At 71.4% G+C, this 19,780-nt stretch carries 20 protein-coding genes and 1 tRNA gene; 15 read left to right on the top strand and 6 right to left on the bottom strand.

Going from position 1 to position 19,780, the window contains the following annotated elements:
• The first annotated feature begins 27 nt into the window (after positions 1-27).
• Positions 28-555, top strand: a complete 528-nt coding sequence (locus ACTVAJ_RS28040; protein WP_470391297.1) for an SMI1/KNR4 family protein — start codon at positions 28-30, stop codon at positions 553-555.
• An 82-nt stretch (positions 556-637) separates the two neighbouring features.
• Here ACTVAJ_RS28040 and ACTVAJ_RS28035 read toward each other — a convergent pair whose 3' ends face one another.
• Entirely contained in the window at positions 638-1,207 is a 570-nt protein-coding gene (locus tag ACTVAJ_RS28035; RefSeq protein WP_470391296.1) for a P-loop nucleotide/nucleoside kinase family protein, read from the bottom strand.
• A gap of 157 nt (positions 1,208-1,364) precedes the next feature.
• Positions 1,365-1,437, bottom strand: a tRNA-Lys gene (locus ACTVAJ_RS28030).
• A 192-nt stretch (positions 1,438-1,629) separates the two neighbouring features.
• Between ACTVAJ_RS28030 and ACTVAJ_RS28025 the strand changes: the two genes are divergently transcribed.
• From ACTVAJ_RS28025 to ACTVAJ_RS28015, 3 genes are all read left to right on the top strand, one after another.
• Positions 1,630-2,022 carry a PPOX class F420-dependent oxidoreductase gene (locus tag ACTVAJ_RS28025; protein WP_470391295.1) on the top strand — a complete coding sequence of 131 codons (393 nt, stop codon included), beginning with the start codon at positions 1,630-1,632 and terminating at the stop codon, positions 2,020-2,022.
• A 126-nt stretch (positions 2,023-2,148) separates the two neighbouring features.
• Positions 2,149-2,757, top strand: coding sequence for a TetR/AcrR family transcriptional regulator (locus tag ACTVAJ_RS28020; RefSeq protein ID WP_470391381.1), 609 nt, complete (start codon positions 2,149-2,151; stop codon positions 2,755-2,757).
• A 60-nt stretch (positions 2,758-2,817) separates the two neighbouring features.
• Positions 2,818-4,389 (top strand): MDR family MFS transporter, encoded by a 1,572-nt coding sequence (locus ACTVAJ_RS28015; protein WP_470391294.1) that lies wholly within the window; start codon positions 2,818-2,820, stop codon positions 4,387-4,389.
• A 125-nt stretch (positions 4,390-4,514) separates the two neighbouring features.
• Here the strand turns inward: ACTVAJ_RS28015 and ACTVAJ_RS28010 are convergent, their stop codons facing one another.
• Positions 4,515-4,991 (bottom strand): MarR family winged helix-turn-helix transcriptional regulator, encoded by a 477-nt coding sequence (locus ACTVAJ_RS28010; RefSeq protein WP_470391293.1) that lies wholly within the window; start codon positions 4,989-4,991, stop codon positions 4,515-4,517.
• Positions 4,992-5,156: 165 nt separating this feature from the next.
• Between ACTVAJ_RS28010 and ctaD the strand changes: the two genes are divergently transcribed.
• Complete coding sequence (gene ctaD / locus ACTVAJ_RS28005; RefSeq protein WP_470391292.1) at positions 5,157-6,797, top strand: aa3-type cytochrome oxidase subunit I; 1,641 nt, start codon at positions 5,157-5,159, stop codon at positions 6,795-6,797.
• 64 nt (positions 6,798-6,861) lie between these two features.
• Here ctaD and ACTVAJ_RS28000 read toward each other — a convergent pair whose 3' ends face one another.
• Positions 6,862-7,236, bottom strand: coding sequence for a hypothetical protein (locus ACTVAJ_RS28000; RefSeq protein WP_470391291.1), 375 nt, complete (start codon positions 7,234-7,236; stop codon positions 6,862-6,864).
• A 322-nt stretch (positions 7,237-7,558) separates the two neighbouring features.
• Here ACTVAJ_RS28000 and ACTVAJ_RS27995 point away from each other — a divergent pair, with 322 nt between their 5' ends.
• From ACTVAJ_RS27995 to ACTVAJ_RS27975, 5 genes are all read left to right on the top strand, one after another.
• Positions 7,559-7,813 (top strand): PspC domain-containing protein, encoded by a 255-nt coding sequence (locus ACTVAJ_RS27995; RefSeq protein ID WP_470391290.1) that lies wholly within the window; start codon positions 7,559-7,561, stop codon positions 7,811-7,813.
• A 432-nt stretch (positions 7,814-8,245) separates the two neighbouring features.
• Positions 8,246-9,793: an FAD-binding oxidoreductase gene (locus ACTVAJ_RS27990; protein ID WP_470391289.1), complete on the top strand. Its 1,548-nt coding sequence runs from the start codon at positions 8,246-8,248 to the stop codon at positions 9,791-9,793.
• Positions 9,794-9,887: 94 nt separating this feature from the next.
• Positions 9,888-11,159, top strand: coding sequence for an NAD(P)H-binding protein (locus ACTVAJ_RS27985; protein WP_470391288.1), 1,272 nt, complete (start codon positions 9,888-9,890; stop codon positions 11,157-11,159).
• 9 nt (positions 11,160-11,168) lie between these two features.
• Positions 11,169-13,673, top strand: coding sequence for an ATP-binding protein (locus ACTVAJ_RS27980; protein ID WP_470391287.1), 2,505 nt, complete (start codon positions 11,169-11,171; stop codon positions 13,671-13,673).
• Positions 13,670-13,933: a helix-turn-helix domain-containing protein gene (locus ACTVAJ_RS27975; protein WP_470391286.1), complete on the top strand. Its 264-nt coding sequence runs from the start codon at positions 13,670-13,672 to the stop codon at positions 13,931-13,933. Before ACTVAJ_RS27980 ends, ACTVAJ_RS27975 begins: the two co-directional genes overlap by 4 nt.
• Positions 13,934-14,281: 348 nt before the next feature.
• On the opposite strand, the gene ACTVAJ_RS27970 is transcribed toward ACTVAJ_RS27975, so the two are convergent.
• Positions 14,282-14,728, bottom strand: a complete 447-nt coding sequence (locus tag ACTVAJ_RS27970; RefSeq protein WP_470391285.1) for a hypothetical protein — start codon at positions 14,726-14,728, stop codon at positions 14,282-14,284.
• 11 nt (positions 14,729-14,739) lie between these two features.
• The gene (locus tag ACTVAJ_RS27965; protein WP_470391284.1) at positions 14,740-16,392 is read right to left on the bottom strand and encodes an MFS transporter; all 1,653 of its coding nucleotides are present in this window, start codon (positions 16,390-16,392) and stop codon (positions 14,740-14,742) included.
• A gap of 237 nt (positions 16,393-16,629) precedes the next feature.
• Here ACTVAJ_RS27965 and ACTVAJ_RS27960 point away from each other — a divergent pair, with 237 nt between their 5' ends.
• The 5 genes from ACTVAJ_RS27960 to ACTVAJ_RS27940 form a co-directional block, all read left to right on the top strand.
• The gene (locus ACTVAJ_RS27960) at positions 16,630-17,031 is read left to right on the top strand and encodes a hypothetical protein (RefSeq protein ID WP_470391283.1); all 402 of its coding nucleotides are present in this window, start codon (positions 16,630-16,632) and stop codon (positions 17,029-17,031) included.
• 165 nt (positions 17,032-17,196) lie between these two features.
• A complete protein-coding gene (locus ACTVAJ_RS27955) occupies positions 17,197-17,715 on the top strand; it encodes an NADPH-dependent FMN reductase (protein ID WP_470391282.1) in 519 nt (172 codons plus the stop codon).
• Between the two features lie 83 nt (positions 17,716-17,798).
• Complete coding sequence (locus ACTVAJ_RS27950) at positions 17,799-18,311, top strand: flavin reductase family protein (protein ID WP_470391281.1); 513 nt, start codon at positions 17,799-17,801, stop codon at positions 18,309-18,311.
• The gene (locus ACTVAJ_RS27945) at positions 18,308-19,108 is read left to right on the top strand and encodes an ABC transporter ATP-binding protein (RefSeq protein ID WP_470391280.1); all 801 of its coding nucleotides are present in this window, start codon (positions 18,308-18,310) and stop codon (positions 19,106-19,108) included. The genes ACTVAJ_RS27950 and ACTVAJ_RS27945 overlap by 4 nt, the downstream gene beginning before the upstream one ends.
• Positions 19,109-19,122: 14 nt before the next feature.
• On the top strand, positions 19,123-19,780 hold a 658-nt coding region (locus ACTVAJ_RS27940), incomplete at its 3' end, for an ABC transporter permease (RefSeq protein ID WP_470391279.1).

The following is a 19,780-nucleotide window of genomic DNA, read 5'->3' as shown; positions in this document are numbered from 1 at the left end:
GCCGTGACGGCCGGACAGGGAGGCGCCGTGTCGTGGGTCAGCCGGATCGCCGACGCCGTGGAGTGGCGGTCGATAGACGTCGACATCGCGTGGGACGTGGTCGAGGCGCGCCTCGGTACGGCGCTTCCCGCCGACCACAAGGAGCTCTGCCACTGTTTCGGGGTGGGGGAGTTCAGCGGTTACCTGCATGTGTACGGTGCTCCGGGGGGCGCCGACTCGCAGGTGGCGGACAAGCTGGCGTCGCTGTGGCGGACGCTGGAGAAATATCCGTTCACGCGGGACGGCTTCGATCCGTACGGTCTCTACCGTCCGGGTGGACGGGGCCTGATGCCCTGGGCCGTGTCGGAGACGGCCACCGAGTTCTACTGGGCCGCCGACGCCGAGGTGCCGCCAGAGGACTGGCCGGTGGTGGCGCGGACCGAGGTCAGCTCCTGGCAGCCCTTGCCGATGTCGGCCTCGGAGTGCCTCTTGCGCGTCCTGACCGACGTCACCTTCGCGGAGTTCACCATCGCCGACCTGGTGGAACGTCCGTTCTTCACGCCGTACGCGGCGTAGTCGCGGGCGTCGGACGGGGATCACGGTGACCGTGTTCGCCGCGCGGGACCTCCTCGGGAACACGCTCCGCAAACACGGGGCATCAGAGCGTGCCGTCCACGGTCGATCCGTCGACGAAGGAGACCACCTCGCCGAGCCCCGGGCCGTAGCCCTCCGTGGTGTCGACCTCGATCGTGGGCACCTCCAGGGAGATCGGCGCCCACGAATCCAACGAGAGCTCACCCCGCTCCAGCGCGCGGAGCAGATCACCGTCGGCGTGCGCCGACCGCCGGGGGTTCCCCTCGGCCCGGCGGAGGATCCTGGCCCGGGCGACGCCGGCGTCCACCCGGCAGCGGACGACACGGATCCGGGCCAGGTCGGTGAGCGGTTCGAGCCCGGGGCGCCACAGACGGTCCTGGAACGCCGCTTCGGCCACCACGGTCACGCCCGCCTCCAGCAGCAGGCGCAGCACGTCGAAGAACGTGCCGAGTGTCCTCCGGGTCAGCGGGTCACCGGGGCTCGGCTCGAACCCGGGGGTGGCGTGGACCATCCCCTCCTTGATCTCGTCGCGACAGATCGCCGGACAGCCGAGTTCCCGCGCGATCCGGTGGGCGAGCGTGGTCTTGCCGGAACCCGCGGGGCCGCTGACGACGACCAGGGTCGGTGTGCTCATACCGCATTCTCCCAGGGGAGCGGTCCGCACCACAGCCTCCGGCGATCCCGGCACGCAACGGGCGGCGCTCCGGGCTCTCCCGGCCCCGGGAGCCGGGGAACGACGAAGGGCGCTCCCCATGTCGGGGGAACGCCCAGGTGAGAAGGTCGAAAACCGGTAGGGCCCCAGGGGATCGAACCCTGAACCCGCGGATTAAAAGTCCGCTGCTCTGCCAATTGAGCTAAGGCCCCGTGACTCACCGCAGTTGACCTGGGGGTACGCCACCAAGCCAACATCCTACCGGATACCACAGTCGTGACGGTGCAGGGGATGCACGCGCCGTAGCGGCCCCGGGGCGCGCCGACGCGCCCGCCTTCTTGGCGCCTCCCCGGCCGGTTGGTCTACTCGGAACCGTCAGCTCAGCCGACGACGAGGAGCACACCATGACCACCGTTCCCGAGGACCGCCAGGACATCCTCACCAAGCGCGCGTTCGGGCACGTGGCCACCATCGGCCCGCAGGGGGAACCCCAGTCGAGTCCGGTCTGGCTCGACTGGGACGGGGAGTTCCTGAAGTTCAGCCAGACCAGGACCCGTCAGAAGTTCCTCAACCTGAACCGCGACAACCGCGTCGCGATCTCCGCCATCGACCCCGACAACCCCTACCGGTACGTGGAGGTGCGCGGGGTCGTGGACCGGGTCGAGGACGATGCCGACCTGGCCTTCATCAACGCACTGGCCAAGAAGTACCTCGACAAGGACGCCTACCCGTGGCACCGGCCCGAGGACGAGAGGGTGGTCGTGTACGTCCGCCCCCTGCACACGACGAAGATGTAGTCACCAGGACACGGATCGACGGCTCCGCCCTCGGGTGGGGCCGTTCTGTGTTGCGGCGAGTGAAACAATACACATTGAGAAAGCTTGCACGGCATGCAATTATTGACCGTGCACGGGGAGGACATCATGGGGCTGCGCGAACGCAAGAAGCAGGCCACGCGCCGCGCCCTCCAGGAGGCGGCCGTCGGGCTGACGCTGGAGCGCGGCCTGGAGCACGTCACCGTGGAGGAGATCGCGGCCGAGGCCGACGTCTCCGCACGCACGTTCTTCAACTACTTCGCCACCAAGGAGGAGGCCCTCCTGGGTGACGTTCCGCCGGCCCCCGACGAGGAGGCCCGGAGGGTGTTCGCCGAGGGCGGCCCCACCGGCGAGTTCGTCGACGACCTCATCACCGTGCTGGCCGCCTCCCTCATCAGTTCGGAGGGGCTCGCCGCGCACCGCGAGGCCATGCTCCTGCGCAAGCGGCTCATGGAGCGCGAACCCCAGCTGGTGCCCGGCATGCTCGCCCGCTTCCACAACGTGGAGCAGGAGCTGTGCCGGGCGATCGCCGAGCGGACGGGCACCTCTCCGGAGGACGAACGCCCGCAGCTGGTCGCCGCGACCGCCATGGCCGTGACCCGGCACACGGTGAAGTGCCTCCAATTCCGTGAGGGTGAGGGCGTCTCGGACGTGCGCGCCGTGCTCCGCGCCGCGTTCCGCCACGTCGGCGAGGCCTACACCCCATCCACAGACTGACGGAGAGCCATAACGCCCCGGAGCACCCCGGGGGTTCGTTCTTCAGGCGAACGGAGTTCCATGCCACCCACACAAGAACGGTCCGAGGAGAACGTCAGCCGCGGCCGGCTGCGCTGGATCTTCCTCGCGATCATCCTGACCATCCTCCTGGCCTCCCTGGACCAGACGATCGTGGCCACGGCCCTGCCCACGATCGTCGGTGAGCTCAACGGGCTGGAGCACCTGTCCTGGGTGGTGACCGCGTACATGCTCGCGGCCACCGTCGGCATGCCGATCTACGGCAAGGCCGGCGACCTCTTCGGCCGCCGCCACGTCTACATCTTCGCCATCGCCGTGTTCCTCCTGGGCTCGGTGCTGTCCGGGCTCGCCCAGAACATGCCGCAGCTCATCGCCTTCCGCGCCCTCCAGGGCATCGGCGGCGGCGGCCTCATGATCAGCGCGCAGGCGATCATCGCCGACGTCGTCTCCCCGCGTGAGCGCGGCAAGTACATGGGGATCATCGGCGCCGTGTTCGGCGTCTCCTCGATCGCGGGTCCGCTGCTGGGCGGCTTCTTCACCGACCACCTGGACTGGCGCTGGATCTTCTACATCAACCTGCCGCTGGGTGCGATCGCCCTGGTCACGGCGGCCACGATGATCCGTCTGCCGCAGCCGTCCGGCCCCCGCCCCAGGCTCGACTACCTGGGGACCATCCTGCTGGCGACGACCAGCGTCTGCCTGGTGCTGATGACCAGTTGGGCGGGGAACACCTACGACTGGGCCAGCCCGCAGATCATCGGTCTGGGCGTGGCCTCGGTGATCGCCGCGCTCCTGTTCGTCCTGGTGGAGCGGCGCGCGGCCGAGCCGATCGTTCCGCTGCGGCTCTTCGCCGACCGCAACTTCGTCCTGACCGCGCTCATCGGCATCACCGTGGGCATCGCGATGTTCTCCACGGTCTCCTACCTGCCCACGTTCCTCCAGATGGTGAAGGGCGCCTCCGCAACGGAGTCGGGCCTGCTCATGCTCCCCATGGTGTTCGGCATGCTCGTCAGCACCATCACCACCGGGCGCCTGATCAGCGCGACCGGCCGCTACAAGCACTGGCCGATCATCGGCACCGCCGTCATCGCGGCGGGCCTGGTCCTGCTCTCCCGGATGGACGCGGACACGCCCTACCTCTACAACGGCTCCGGCATGCTCGTGCTGGGCATGGGCGTGGGCATGGTCATGCAGAACCTCGTGCTGATCGTGCAGAACTCGGCACCCCGGCGCGACCTGGGCTCGGCGACCTCGGCGAACAACTACTTCCGCCAGATCGGCGCGTCCTTCGGCATCGCCGTGTTCGGCTCGATCTTCGTCTCCCGCCTCAACGACCGCATGGCCGAACTCCCCGGCGGCGGGCTGGAGTTCGCGGGCGGCGAGGCCGGGATCAGCTCGATGACTCCGGAGATGCTCCAGAGCCTGCCCGCACCCGTGCGGGAGTTCATCGTGGACGCCTTCGCCGGGGCGCTCCCGCCGATCTTCCTCTACGCCGTGCCCATCGTGCTGGTCGGCTTCGTGCTCGCCTGGTTCGTCAAGGAGGTGCCCCTGGCCACCAGTGCCGGGGGACGGAACGAGGCGGAGCCGGAGAAGGAGACCGTCCCGGCCGCCTGACTCCGAACCGCCCGCCCGGGTCGGCCCGGCCGCCCCCCGGGGTTCCACGCCTGAGGAACGGCACGCGCCCCCGCACCGTCGACGGTGCGGGGGCGCGTGCGTGCCCGGAGGAACCCCGGCGGAGGTCAGGTCCGCTCCTCCTCCTGGGCCAAAGCGCGTGTGGCCCTGCCGGTGACCCGGTTGAGCGTGGTGTTGAGCTCCTGGAGCTCCTCCAGGGACAGCCCGAGCTTCTCCATCATGTGCATGGGGATCGCCTCGGCACGCGCCCGCAGGTCACGCCCCGCCCGGGTCAGCCCGACGGTCAGCCGCCTCTCGTCCTCGGGGAGCCGCTCCCGCAGGATCAGTCCCGCCGCCTCCAACCGCTTGAGCAGCGGGGACAGCGTCGCGGAGTCGAGTTCGAGCAGCTCTGCCAGCTCCCGGACGGACAGGGGGGCGAACTGCCACAGCGCCAGCATCACGAGGTACTGGGGGTGTGTGAGGCCCAGGGGTGCGAGCACCGGCCGGTAGAGCGCGATCACGGTTCGCGAGGCGACCGCGAGGGAGAAGCAGACCTGGTGTTCGAGGGCCAACGGGTTCTGGAGGTCGGGGTTCTTCTCGACCATGGGGCACCTCGATGTGTCGGCGTCTGACCGTATGCGATGATCCTACTGTTCCTTAGCGCCCTAATACTTAGTGCGCTAATTATTAGCGAGTCGATCAACTGACGGACGTGTGCCCACCGGCGGGGAGCACCGTCCGGCACCCGACACCAGCAGGGAGGGTCACCCATGACCGTCACAGCCGACCCAGCCCCCGGCGTCCGCCGGGGGCACAGACCCCGGGGCGCCCTCGCCGTCAACTGGCTGACGTCGACCGACCACAAGGTCATCGGGTACATGTACCTGATCGCCGCCTTCTGCTTCTTCCTCGTGGGCGGCGTCATGGCGCTGCTCATGCGCGCGGAACTGCTCTTCCCGCACCTTCAGTACATGTCCAACGAGCAGTTCAACCAGCTGTTCACCATGCACGGCACGATCATGCTGTTCTCGTTCGCGACCCCGCTGTTCGCGGGGTTCGGGAACGTCCTCGTGCCCCTCCAGATCGGCGCGCCCGACGTCGCGTTCCCCCGCCTCAACCTGCTGGCGTTCTACCTCTTCGTCTTCGGCAGCCTCATCACCCTGGGGGGCTTCCTCACCCCGGGCGGCGCGGCCAGCTTCGGCTGGTTCGCCTACACCCCGCTGTCCGACGCCGTCCGCTCCCCGGGACTGGGCGGCGACCTGTGGATCCTCGGCCTCGTCCTCAGCGGTATGGCGTCGATCCTCGGAGCGGTCAACTTCATCACCACCGTGGTGTGCATGCGCGCGCCCGGCATGACGATGTTCCGCCTCCCCCTGTTCACCTGGAACGTGGTGCTCACCAGCGTGCTGGTGCTCATCGCCTTCCCGGTCCTGGCGGCGGCCCTGATCGCCCTGGGCGCCGACCGCATGCTGGGCACCTCCGTGTTCGCCCCCGAGCACGGCGGCGCCATCCTCTGGCAGCACCTGTTCTGGTTCTTCGGCCACCCCGAGGTGTACATCCTGGCCCTGCCGTTCTTCGGGGTGGCCTCGGAGATCCTGCCGGTGTTCAGCCGCAAGCCGATCTTCGGCTACAAGAGCCTGGTGGGCGCGACGATCGCCATCGCCGGCCTGTCCGTGACCGTGTGGGCGCACCACATGTTCCCGACCGGCGCGGTGCTGCTGCCGTTCTTCTCGTTCATGACCTTCACCATCGCCGTGCCGACCGGCGTGAAGTTCTTCAACTGGATCGGCACGATGTGGCGCGGGCAGCTCAGCTTCGAGACGCCGATGCTGTTCACCATCGGCTTCATGTCGACCTTCCTCTTCGGCGGCCTCACCGGCGTCATCCTGGCCTCCCCGCCGCTCGACTTCCACGTCCACGACTCCTACTTCGTGGTGGCCCACTTCCACTACGTGCTCTTCGGCACGGTCGTGTTCGGCATGTTCGCGGGCTTCTACTTCTGGTGGCCCAAGTTCACCGGGCGGATGCTCAACGAGCGGCTCGGCAAGATCCACTTCTGGCTGCTGTTCCTGGGCTTCCACGGCACGTTCCTGGTGCAGCACTGGCTCGGTGCGGCGGGCTTCCCCCGCCGCTACGCCGACTACCTGCCCACCGACGGCTTCACCGGGCTCAACCAGGTCTCCTCGGTGTCGTCGTTCGTGCTGGGCGCCTCGACGCTGATCTTCTTCTGGAACATCTACGTCACCGCGAGGAAGGCGCCGAAGGTGACCGTCGACGACCCGTGGGGCTACGGCTGCTCCCTGGAGTGGACGACGTCCTGCCCGCCGCCGCGGCACAACTTCACGTCGCTGCCGCGGATCCGGTCCGAGCGTCCGGCGTTCGACCTGAACCACCCGCACGCCGGGGGGTGACGGCCCGCCGGCCGCGACACGGGCCGTGGTTCCGGGAGTACCGGACCACGGCCCCTCGTCCGCGTCAGGCCGGGCCGTTCACGTGGCGCAGGTGTCCGTCCGCGTCCGGGACGTACCGTGCGCGGCCGTTCCGGTGGGCGAACTCGATCCCGTTCGCCCGGACCGCCCCGCGCAGGCGCCTCCCGCTCACCCGATGGCCGTCGAGCGGGCCGCCGCGCAGCTCCACCGTCCCCTCCGGTGCGGTGCGGCGGGAGGGGAACAGGGCGACCGTCCAGGCGCAGAGCACCGCGGCCCCTCCGGCCAGCGCACCGGCGCCCGGGTATCCGGCCAGACTGACGGCGACCCCCGTGAGGGCACCGCCGGCCATCAGGGTGAACACCGCCGCGGCGGTGGGACCGCGTCCACTCGGTCGGAACCCGGTCCGCTCCATCCGGCGCATGTCTCCTCCTGGCCGGGCGGCTCCGCGGGACGGGCCTCACGCGCTCGTCGGCTCGTGTCCCGCACCGCCCGATTTTAGTTTGTGTACTAATAATTAGTGTACTAACTAAAGCTCCGAAGGTTCCCCCGGGGTCCCGGTACACCACCGCCCCGAACGTGCTCCACGCCTCAGGAACCACACGCGTCGCGCCCCCGTCCAAGCTGGTGAGGGGCGCGCCAGCGTTCCCTCACCCCTCCCCCTCCCGGGGGCTCCGGGGGATGTCAGGGGAGGCCCAGGGCTCTCCCCGATGGGAATCGTCGTCGGTGACGGGCAGGCTGGAGACATGAACGGGAAACTCCAAGGACGACTCGTCCGCAGTGACTCCGACCGTCTGCTGACCGGTGTGTGCGGCGGCATGGCCGCCTTCCTCGGCATCGACTCCACCATCGTCCGGATCGCCTTCGTGGCCTTCGCGCTCCTGGGCGGGGGTGTGTTCGTGTACATCCTGGCCTGGCTGCTGATGCCCGCCGAGAACGAGCGCCACTCCCTGCTGGAGCAGATCATCCGCAACTTCCAGGGAAAGCCGAGTGAGACCTGATGTGGACCCTTCGAGCCCAGCCGGGCTGGCAGCGCCGCGAACTGTGCGCGCCGCGTGAGGAACGGGAGACCGAGGAGACCAGCGAGCCCGCCGCCGGGCACGGAACCGAGCGCTGAGGGGCCCTCCGCGGCATCGACCGGGGCCCTGGCGCGGATCCGCGCCTGTGGCATCGCCCGCCGCGAACCCGCTCCGACCGACACCGTCCCCGCGGCGGACGGGCCGAGGGTCCTCGACCTCGGAGCGGCTGGGGCGATCGCGCCGATCCGGGACACCGGCACCGCGGCCGACGCCGCGTCCGCCCCCCGCGCCCCGTGACCCGCAGAGCCCACGCGACTACTTTTCGTGTGAACGGCTGCCGGGTATACCCGCCGCGTCCTGGTACTCCGTCTCGACTCGGGTGGCTCAATGACCGACGGACACGTCCCCCCTCCCATGACGACCATCGGTCCCCAGGACAAGCGCTATCCCTCGCTCTCCCGCGGCTTCAACCAACGCTGGATCGCGCGCCCCGAGTACGTGAGGCTGGTGGCCTCCCCGGCCGGGGCGGTCCGTGCGCTCTCCGAGGCGGTCAACCAGCACCCCGCCGACCCCGACCGCACCCGCGTCACCGTGCGCTCCGGCGGACACTGCTACGAGGACTTCGTCTGCGGCGACGACGTCCGCGTCATCCTCGACGTCAGCCCCATGTGCGGCGTGTACCACGACCCCGGCCTGGAGGCGTACTGCGTCGAGGCGGGCGCCAGCAACTGGCACGTCCACCGTCACCTCTATCCGCTCAGCGGCAAGGTCCTGCCGGGCGGCTCCTGCTCCTCCGTGGGCACCGGCGGGCACGTCACCGGTGGCGGCTTCGGGCTCCTGTCCCGCCAGTACGGCCTCACCGTCGACTACCTCTACGCCGTGGAGGTCGCCGTCGTCCGGCCCAACCGCACGGTCGACCTGGTCGTCGCCACCCGCGACGACCCGGGCACCAACCTGCGCGACCTGCTGTGGGCGCACACCGGAGGCGGCGGCGGGAACTTCGGCCTGGTCACCCGGTTCTGGTTCCGGGACCTGCCCGAACCGCCGGGGAACGTCCGCCTCGCCGCCCTGTCCTGGAAGTGGTCGGAGTTCGACAGGGCCGAGTTCGGCAGGCTCGTCACGGCCTACGGTGAGTACTTCCGCGACCACCAGGACCCCGACGAGGCGTCCGGGAAGCTGTTCGCGATGCTCAAGCTCAACCACGTGAGCAACGGGGAGATCGGCCTGGTCGCGCAGGTGGACGACGACGATCCCCACGGCGAGGAGGCCCTGTCCGGCTTCCTCGCCACCGTCGACGGCGCGATCGGGCCCGGGGCGGGCCCGATGAGCTCCCCCATGGGTGAGCACACGCCGATCCGGGACATGCGCACCCCGCGCGTCCTGCCCTGGCTCACCGCCACGCAGGCGCTCGACGGCTCGGGCGGGAACCGGTGCGGCAAGTACAAGTCGGCCTACATGCGCAAGCCCTTCACCACCGCGCAGATCGACGGGATGTGGGCCCACCTCGGCAACACGCGCTACAAGGACTACCGCAACGAGGAGGCGCTCATCCAGATCGACTCCTACGGCTCCGCGATCAACCGACCGCGCCACGACACCGCGGTCCCCCAGCGCGACTCCATCATGAAGATGCAGTTCCAGGTGTACTGGAAGCGCACCGAGAGCGCCTCCGCGATCGACCGGCACATCCGGTGGATCCGCGACGTCTACCGCACGACGTTCGCCGCCAGCGGCGGGGTCCCCGCCATCAACGAGATCACCGACGGCTGCTACGTCAACTACCCCGACGGCGACCTCGGCAGCGGCGAGTGGAACACCTCCGACGACGCGTGGCACACGCTCTACTACAAGGACGCCTACCCGCGGCTGCAGCAGGTCAAGAGGTGCTGGGACCCGCTCGACGTGTTCCGGCACCGGCAGTCGGTGCGGCTGCCCAAGGCCGTGGGGAGGGGGTCGGTGTGACCGACCCCAGCGGTCGGTGCGCCCGGGGACCGGCCGGACACGCCAGTCGGTCGACTGATGCTGTGCCCGGCGGCCGATCCCTAACGTCGTCCCCATGAACGAGAAGAACGAAGGAACGTACCTGGTCACCGGCGCCACGGGAAAGGTCGGCGGCCAGGTGGTACGGCAACTGCTCGACACCGGGGCGACCAACGTCCGCGCCCTCGTGCGCGACCCCTCGGCGGCCCGCCTGCCCACGGGGGTGGAGGTGGTCAGCGCAGACCTGGCCGTCCCGGACTCCCTGGACGCGGCGCTCGACGGCGTGACCCGCGTGTTCCTGGTCTGGCCCACCCTCCGGGCGGACGCGGCCGCCCCCGAGGTCCTCGCCCGGATCACCGACCGCGTCCGGCGGGTGGTGTACCTGTCCTCGGTGGGGGCGGGCGACACCGGGCGCAACGACCCCGTCAACGGGTCACACGCCAGGATCGAGCGGCTCATCCGCGACTCGGGCGTGGAGTGGACCTTCGTCCGCGGCGGTGGTTTCGCGGGCAACGACCTGGCCTGGTCCGAGGAGGTGCGTACCCGGGGCGTGGTGCGTGAGGCGTTCGCGGGCTGGCGCAGGTCGATGGTGCACGAGGCCGACCTCGCCGCCGTCGGCGTCCGTGCCCTGACCACCGACGACCACGTCGGCGCCGTGTACGCGGTCACCGGGCCGGAGGCGCTGGACCAGGCGGACCGGGTCCGGATCATCGGTGAGGTGACCGGTCTGGACCTGCGCTTCGAGGAACAGACCCCCGACGAGGCACGCGCGGCCTTCCGCTCCTGGCTGCCGGAGGACGCGGTCGGGGACACCATGGCCCGGATGGCGACGATGACACGTGTCCCCGAGCCCGTGACCAGCGACGTCGCCGACGTCCTCGGCCGTCCCGCGCTCCCCTACCGGCGGTGGGTGGCCGACCACCTGGCCGACTTCCTGCCGGAGGCGCCCCGCGACGGCGGGGAGGGGGCAGCGGCCACGGCCCGGGTGGCCGCCGAGTACGTGGAGGCGGTCTCCCGACGCGACTCCCGGACGGTCACCGAGCGGCTGTTCTCCCCGGACTTCGTTCGGGTGGCCGCCGACGACATGACCGGACCCGCCGTCGAACTGCGAGGGGACGACCTCGACCGGCACCTGGCGGAGGTCGGCGGCACCGAGGAGATCCACTCCGTCGGAATCGACGCGCCGCTCGTACGGGGCGACCGGTTCGCGGTGCGGTTCACCCTCGACTCCACCTACCGGCCGACCGGCCTGCGCGGGACCTACGCCAAGATCTCGCTGTACACCGTCCGAGACGGCCGGATCGTCCGTGAGGAGGTGTTCTTCCAGCAGTCGCCGGCCCTTCGGTAACGTGGGCGCGTGCTGCACGGACGTGACGGGGAGACGGCGAGGATCGACGCGGCCCTCGCCGACGCCCGGTCCGGCCGCGGCGGCGCACTCGTGCTGCGCGGCGAGGCCGGAATCGGCAAGTCGGCCCTCCTCGAACACGCCCGCTCCCGCGCCGACGGCATGCGCGTGCTGCGCGGCGCCGGGGTCGAGTCGGAGAGCGAACTGCCCTACGCGGGTCTGCACCTGCTGCTGGGACGGACCGCGCGGCGGGTGGACACCCTGCCCGCACCGCAGGCGAGGGCGCTGCGCCGCGCGCTGGGCCTGTCCGACGACGGCGAACCGAACCGGTTCCTCGTCGGCTTGGCGGTCCTGACCCTGCTGGCCGGCCTCGCGGAGGACGCGCCCGTGCTCTGCCTGGTGGACGACGCGCACTGGCTGGACCGGGCCTCGGCCGAGGCGCTGCTGTTCGCCGCTCGGCGGCTGGAGGCCGAGCGGGTCGCCGTCCTCATGGCCGTCCGCGAACCGCACGCTCCCCCGCTCGCCACCCCCGGTGTCGAGGAACTCCGTGTCCGGCGGCTCCCCCGCGCGAACGCCGAGGATCTGCTGCGCACGCACGCCGCCGACCTCCCGCGCCGGGACCGGGAACGCGTGCTGGCCGAGGCCGACGGGAACCCCCTCGCCCTGCTGACCCTGCCGGCGGCCGGGGGCGACGGAGCTGCGGTCCCGCGGCCGGAGGACTCCGACCGGGTCCGACGCGCCTTCACCGACCGGATCGCGGCCCTGCCGGAGCCGGCACGCGCACTGGTGCTGGTCGCGGCGGCCGACGACTCCGGTGAGGCCGCCGCCGTGCTGCGCGCCGCCGAGGAACTGGGCGCCCGCCCCGGTGACCTGCGCCCCGCCGAGGACGCCGGGCTGCTGCGGGTATCGGAACGGCGCATCGAGTTCGTGCACCCCCTCGTCCGGTCGGCCGCCCGCCGGGGAGCGGCCCAGGACGCGCGCACGGCGGCGCACCGGGCGCTGGCGGGGGTGTTCGCGGCACGGCCGGAGTCCGCCGACCGCCGTGCGTGGCACCTGGCCGCCGCCTCCAGCGCGCCGGACGAGGAGGTCGCGGCTCTCCTGGAGGAGGCCGCCGAACGCGCGCGGGCACGGGGCGGGCTGTCCGCCGTCGCCTCCGCCTACGAACGCTCGGCGGAGCTGAGCCCCGTCCCCGGGGAGCGGAGGCGCCGCACGGTGGCCGCCGCCGAGGCGGCGGTCGACTCCGGGGATCTGACCCGCGCGGCGGACCTGCTCGGCCCGATCCCTCCCCACTCGGGTGCCGACGCGGCCAGGCTGTACTCGGTCCTCGCCGCCGCCCGGGGGGACGCGGACGAGTCGTACCGGATCCTGTTCGGGGCGGTCCTGGCCGCGGAGGAGGACGAGGGCGCCCCCGGGGCTGGTGGGAGTCTGGACGCCGACGGCAGCCGCACGGCCGCCACGGAGACCGGCGGCCTGCTGGTGGACGCCGTCCGCGCCGCGTGGGTCGCCAACGACTTCGGGTGTGTGGCCGACATCGGCGCGTACGCGGAGGAACGCCCGGACGGGGCGCGGGCCCACCGGCTGGCCCGTGCGGCGCTGGCCACCAACAGGCTCGACGACGGTCCGGTCGCCGAGGGGGCACGGGCCCTGCGCTCGCTGCTCGCCGAATCCTCCCCCGCCCCCGGTTCGCACCGCGACAGACTGCTGTACGCGCGGCTGCACCTCGTCTGCGGTGACCTCGACCGGGCCCACCGGCTGGCCGCCGACCTGGAACGCGACTGTCGGCGCCAGGGGGCGCTGGCGGTGTTGCCCCAGGTCCAGGTGGTGCTCGCCCGCACTCAGACCCTTCTGGGCCGCCTACGCGACGCGCGGGCCACCGTCGCCGACGGCCTCAGGAACGCGGCGGAGACCGGTCAGGACCACGCCCGTGTGGAGCTCCGGGCGGCCGGCGCCGAGATCGCGGCCCTTCTGGGCGACGCCGGGCGCTGCCGGGAGCTGGCGGCCGAACCCCTGGAACGGGGTGTGGCACCCGCCTCCGCGCAGGCCGCCGCCTCACTCAGCCGCCTCGACCTCGCGCAGGGCCGGTACGAGGCGGCGATGGCGCGGATGGAGGAGGTCGTGCGTGGCGGCCGCCCGATGGGGGTCGTGGGCAGCCTGCCCGTCCTGGTCGAGGCCGCGGTCCGACTGGGGCGCCCGGAGCGGGCCGCCGACGCGGCGGAGCGGTACTCGGCCTGGGCCGAGGCGACGGAGCACTCGTGGACCCGTGCGGTGTCCCTGCGGTGCCGGGCCCTCCTGACCGGGTCGGAGGAGGACTACCGGGCGGCTCTGGAGACGGACGCGCTCCCGTTCGACCGGGCCCAGACCCGGCTCATGTACGGGGAGTGGCTGCGCCGCCGCCGACGGATGACGGAGGCCAGGGAGCGGCTCCACACGGCGTTGGATGACTTCGTACGGTGGGGGCCCAACCGTGGGCGGCCCGGGCCCGTGCCGAACTGCGCGCCACCGGGGAGACCCGGGTGACCGACACCGACGCCCGGGACCGGGCCGGGGAACTCCTGGACCGCCTCACACCACAGGAACTCCAGGTGGTCCGGCTCGCCGCCACCGGGTTGAGCAACCGGGAGATCGGCACGCGGCTGTTCCTGAGCCCCCGGACCGTCGGCCACCACCTGTACAAGGCCTATCCCAAACTCGGTGTGGCCTCGCGGACCGAACTCGGCGCCCTGGGTCTGCACCTCGACGTGCCGGAGGCGGTGCCCGTACGGTCCCCGACCGGCTGATCGGACGCCCGTCAGACGGCGGGCCAGGGCCGGTTTTCTGGAACGGTCACCGCAGGGGGTTGTCGTTCGGGCGCCGACAGGGTGGTGCACGACGAGGCGAGCCGCGAGCGAGGAACGAGCGGCAGGCGACGCCGAGGAGGAACAACCCCTGTCCTTAGGGCGCCCGAACCCGGTCCGAAGCGAAGCGGAGGACCAGAACAAGCACAACCCGGGCGCCGACAGGGTGGTGCACGACGAGGCGAGCCGCGAGCGAGGAACGAGCGGCAGGCGACGCCGAGGAGGAACAACCCTGTCCTTGGGGCGCCCGAACCCGGTCCGAAGCCACGCGGAGGACCCGGAGAACACAGCCTAGGCCCGACCGCCCAGGCGGCCGAACAACAGGTCCCAGTTCCCCGGGAGGGGTCCCTCCGGCGGACGCTCGTCCCAGTGGCCGGTCAGCGTGCCCAGCAGGTACCGGAGGTGGCTGTTGCGCGGGGGCATCGGCTCACGGCCCAGCCGTTCGGCGGTCAGTTCCCGGTCCGGGTCGCGGCACAGCCCCGACTCCCGCACCGCGTCGTCGACCAGTCCCCTCCAGTAGTCCGCGTCGTGGGCGCCGTCGGCCTGGAGCATGTGCTCGCTCGCGAACGCCGCCATCGTGTCCGGGTCGCCGATCAGCGGCGAGACGACCATGTCGCCCTTGTAGTCGAAGCCGAAGTAGTACCGGCGCCCGTCGATGGTCATGGACTCGATACCGCCCACGTGGCCGTCCCGGTCCGGCAGCGGCCCGATCCCACCCGATGATCCGTTCTCGCTCATGCGCAAGGACGTTAGTCGCCGGATACGACAGGGTCCCCTTCACGGTGCTCGGCGGTGGGGACCTCCGCCGCGCGCTCGTGCCCGGGCTCTGGCGTCCCGTCCGCCGCCCCGGACTCCACGTCCCCGCCGAGGTTCTCCAGACGCACCTTACGCAGTGCCCACAGGACGACCAGGCCGACCGGGATCAGTACCGCCGCCGTGAACCCGTAGCCCGTCTGCACCGCGACCGTGAACGCCGACCGCGCCGCCTCCAGCAGCTCGGCCCCGAGCGCGCCGGGCAGCGTCTGCGCGACCGCCGTCGCACCGCCGACGGTCTCTCCCGCCGCCTCGACCGCGTCGGCCGGCACCTCCTCCAGCCCCGCGCCGTCCAGCAGCCGCCGGTAGACCACCGCCGCGAGGCTGCCCAGGAAGGCCAGGCTGAGCGCGTTGCCGAAACCGCCCGCGACGTCGCCCATCGCTGCGGCCGAACCGGCCTTGCGCAGCGGCGCCGACGCGATGATGAGGTTGTAGCTCAACGTGAACAGCGGTCCGATCGCCAGCTGGATCACCACCGCCGCCACGACGATCCCCGGCAGCGTTCCGTCGCCGACCAGCCACACCATCGCGCCGGCTCCGGCCCCGGCGACCAGCAGCGCGACCCCCATGACGAACCCGGGGCGCGCCCACCGGTTCAGGACGGTCGGCAGCAGGCCGCCCACGATCGAGCCCAGCGCGGGGGCGATCAGCAGAAGGCCCGCCCGCCCCGGCGACATCCCCTCCACCGCCTGGAGGTACTGGGCCAGGAGCATGTCCGAGCCGCCCACACCGAGCAGCATCAGGAGCATGGCCACGAGTGACACGGAGAACGCGGGTGTGGAGAACAGCCGCAGGTCCAGGAGCGGTTCCGGCGCGCGGAGCTGTCGCCGCACGAACAGCGCGCCCAGGGCGAGGCCCGCCGCCACGCACAGCAGGTACGGCCACGTCGGGGCCTCGGAGCCGCTGGCCATGTCGTCGGCGAGTTCCTGGAGCCCGAAGATCACCGCGATGACCGCCAGCACGGAGAACGCCACGCCCAGCAGGTCCAGGCTCTGCCCCCGCTCACCCCGCACGCGCGGCAGCAGCGGGGCGAACAGCAGCAGGAGCACCGCCACGGGCACGTTGATGAGGAACACCGAGCCCCAGGAGAAGTACTCCAGGAGCACGCCGCCCAGCGGCGGCCCGACCGCCATGCCCGCGGAGAAGGAACTCATCACCACGGCGATGGCGGCGGAGAACTGCCGGGTGTCGGTGAACATCACGCGCAGCAGGGAGGTGATGCTCGGCAGCAGCGACGCCGCGGCCATACCCATGACGGCCCGGGTGGCGATGAGCATGAGGGGGTCGACGGAGAACGCCGCGACCAGGGAGGACACCCCGTACACGGCGACCCCCGCCGTGAGCAGGCGCCGGTGCCCCATCCTCGGCCCCAGCCACCCCATGGTGAGCACCACGCCGACCTGGAGGAACGAGGCCACGTGCAGGATCCACAGCAGCTGCGTGCTGCTGGGGGCCAGGTCCGCGGCGATGGCGGGCAGCGCCAGGAACAGGACGGTCATGTCCGTGGCGGACATCAGGAGCGGCAGCGTCAGCACCGCGAGGCCGAGCCACTCTCTCCAGGTCGCGCTTCGGGGGGTGCTGGTGGCCACGTCTTTCTCCCAGGCTCGGACGGTCTCGGACGATCCCGACCGTAAAACCTCAACTTTTATTGAGATCAAGGCGGAGAAAGGCCGTGTGACGAGTGCCTCGCGACTCTGCGCGACGACACGAGACGAAGTACCAGAAAAATCTCGCCGAGAGTGAGCACAAGGGCACAAGCCCTGTCCCAGGCCGGTTCCTGTGCATTATCGTCTCGTCACATGGGGCACACACCGAGACACGCGCTGATGGACACCAGGGACCGTACCGGTTCCCCCGAACCCCACGCGACGCTGTCCGCGTACTTCGGAGCCGCACTGTCACCCCGGGAGTTCACCCTCCCGAACGGCATCAGAGTGGGCGTGGACTGCGCGGACGACGATCCTACGACCATCCTCGGACAGTGCTGTCTGCACTGGGGTCAGATCAAGTCGAACCAGCGCAACAAGGTCATCGCCGACGCCTTCAAACTCGCCTGGCTCCGGGGCGCCGCCTTCCCCGACGCGCGGGCGGTCCTGGCGCTGAGCACACCGTTCACCAGACTCCTCGGCCGCGGCGCCTGGCTGCCCGAGGCCCTCGCCGCGCACCGGATCGACGTCCTCCTGCTGGACCAGGACCACAATGTCCGACAGATGGAGATGACTCCGTGACCGGTTCTTCACACAACGTACATTTTCTGCCCCTACCTTTGACGGGTCAACGATCTCCGCGGGCCGTCGACAATCCTGCTTCCGCCCGCTCTCCGTCGAAGTCTCCGGTTCCGTACCGGAGGAGTCTTGTCTGGAGGGTGTCCCGTGGGCTCTTCCCATGTGGTCGTGCTGGTAGGTAACCCCCGCTCGGGCTCGCGGACCGCCCGCGCCGCGGAGCACCTCGCCCGGCTCCTGTCGGCCGCGATCCGCTCCGACGCGCCGGTCACCACCGTCGACCTGTCGGACTACGGCCCGGCGGTGCTCGACCCCCGCGCCGCCGACGTCGACTCCGCTGTCGAGACCGTGCGGTCGGCGGACCTGCTGGTCGTGGCCAGCCCCGTCTACAAGGGCACGTTCACGGGCCTGCTCAAGTCCTTCCTCGACCGGATGCCGCCCGAGGCACTGCGGGGCACCGTCTGCGTCCCCCTCATGGTCGGCGCCTCCGACGCGCACTCCTCCGCCCCCGAGGCGGCCCTGCGCCCGGTCATGGTCGAGCTCGCCGCCATCTGCCCCACCCCCGCCCTGTACCTCCAGGAAGCGGTACTCGGGGAGCTGGGCAGCGACACGGACCCCGCTCTGCGGTGGTACGACCGCCACGCTCGGACGCTCTCCTCGGTCATCGACTCACTCCCGGTACGCACGTGATCCGCGAGACCCCACCGTCCCCCGGCTCGGCCGTCGCCACCAGCGGCGGCCGAGCGCACGTGTCCGTCCCCTGAGGAGCAGGAATGACGCCCCACGATCCCATCCCACACACCGCGGACGTCCACCGCGAACCGTCCGCCCTGCGCGACGGGCTCGCCCGCATGGCCACGTCCGTCAGCGTGATCACCACACGGGTCCCGACCGGGCGCCACGGCTTCACCGCCAACAGCGTCGTGTCCGTGTCGGCCGACCCGCCGCTGATCGGTGTCTTCCTGGCCACCACCGCCGAGTGCCACGCCGCCTTCACCCACGCGCGAACACTCGCCGTGAACGTCCTCGCCGACGGCCAGGAGCACCTGTCCAGGCTCTTCGCCACCCGGGGAGCGGACAAGTTCGGTGCCGCCGACTTCGTCCGCGGCGACCTGGGCGCCCCCGTGCTGCCGGGTGCCGCCGTCGTGCTGGAGGGAAGCGTCCACTCCCGGCACGTCGCCGGGGACCACACGATGATCCTGGTCGACGTCGCGCGCGTCCACAGCGGCGACTCCGCGCCCCTCGTCTACCAGGGCCGCCGCTTCCGAAGGCTGGTCGCCGCGTGAGCCGTGAACGCATCGAGGTCCGTGGGCTCACCAAGACCTACGAGGGCGGCGACCCGCGCCGGCCCACCCTGGACCGCATCGACCTCGACGTCCCGCGGGGACACTTCGTCAGCCTCATCGGCCCCAGCGGCTGCGGCAAGTCCACCCTCATCCGGGTGGTCGCCGGGTTGGAGGAGTACGACGAGGGCTCGGTGCGGATCTTCGACTCCACACCCCGCCGGATGTGCGCGGCCAAGGCGGTCGGGTTCGTCCCGCAGTCGCCCGCGCTGCTGCCCTGGCTGAACGTGCGGCGCAACATCACCCTCCCCGCCCGGGTCAACCGCCGGGCGGGCAAGGGCGGCGAGGACCCCGACACCCTGCTGCGGATGGTCGGGCTCGACGACGCCGCCCGCAAGTACCCGAACGAACTGTCCGGCGGCATGCGGCAGCGGGTCGCCATCGCGCGCGCCTTCGGCACGCGCCCCGACCTGCTGCTCATGGACGAGCCCTTCTCCGCGCTCGACGAGTTCACCCGGGAGGCGCTCCAGTGGCACCTGCTGGGCCTGTGGGAGCGGATGTCGACGACCGTCCTGTTCGTCACCCACTCGGTCCGGGAGGCGGTCACGCTCTCCGACGAGATCGTGGTGATGTCCGCCCGCCCCGGACGCGTGTACGAGGTGATCCCCGTCGACCTGCCCCGACCGCGTGGCGACGAGGTGACCGGCCCCCGCGGACGCGCCCTGGAGGACCGCGTCCGCGCCTCCCTGCGCGGCGCGTGGGAGAGCGGCGCCGCCCCCGACGACCTGATCCCGCTGTGACGGGAGGAGAGAACGTGGCCACCGTCAACAAAACAGCAGGTAACGACCCCCGTGTCCGCCCCCAGAGCCCGCCGCCCCGCGGGCGACGCAGGAGCGGCCGGAAGCGCCGCTCCCCGCTGTCCCCCCGCGTGTGGCTGCCCACCGTCGTCGCGATCGCCCTGGTGGGCGCCGCGTGGTCGTGGGTCGCCGCCGGAAACCCCTACATCCTGCCCGAGCTGGGCGAGGTCGGCCGGACCCTGGTCTCCGACCCGGTGCTGTTCGTGGAGAACGCCTGGTCCACCCTCCAGATCGCGCTGCTGGGCGTGGCCTGGGGCGCGGGGACGGCCTTCGTCCTGGCCCTGCTGATGTCGGAGATCCCCGTCCTGCGGCGGGCGGTCATGCCGCTCGCCGTGGTCCTGAACGTCACCCCCGTGGTCGCCCTCGCCCCGGCGCTGGTGGTGGCCTTCGGATTCGGCATGACCCCGAAGGTGGTGGTCACCGCGATCGTCACCTTCTTCCCCGTGCTGATCAACGTCACCACGGGTCTGCGATCGGTCTCGGGCCCGGTCCTGCACGTCTTCCGGACCCTGCACGCCTCGCGGCTGGAGGTGCTGCTGAAGCTGCGCCTGCCCACCAGCCTCCCCTACGCCCTGGCCGCGCTGCGCGTGGTCCTGCCCCTGTCCATCGTCGGCG

It is taken from the genome of Nocardiopsis sp. KDC1DS13DA1 (genome assembly GCF_055632325.1).
This window is presented reverse-complemented; position numbering and strand designations above follow the sequence as displayed.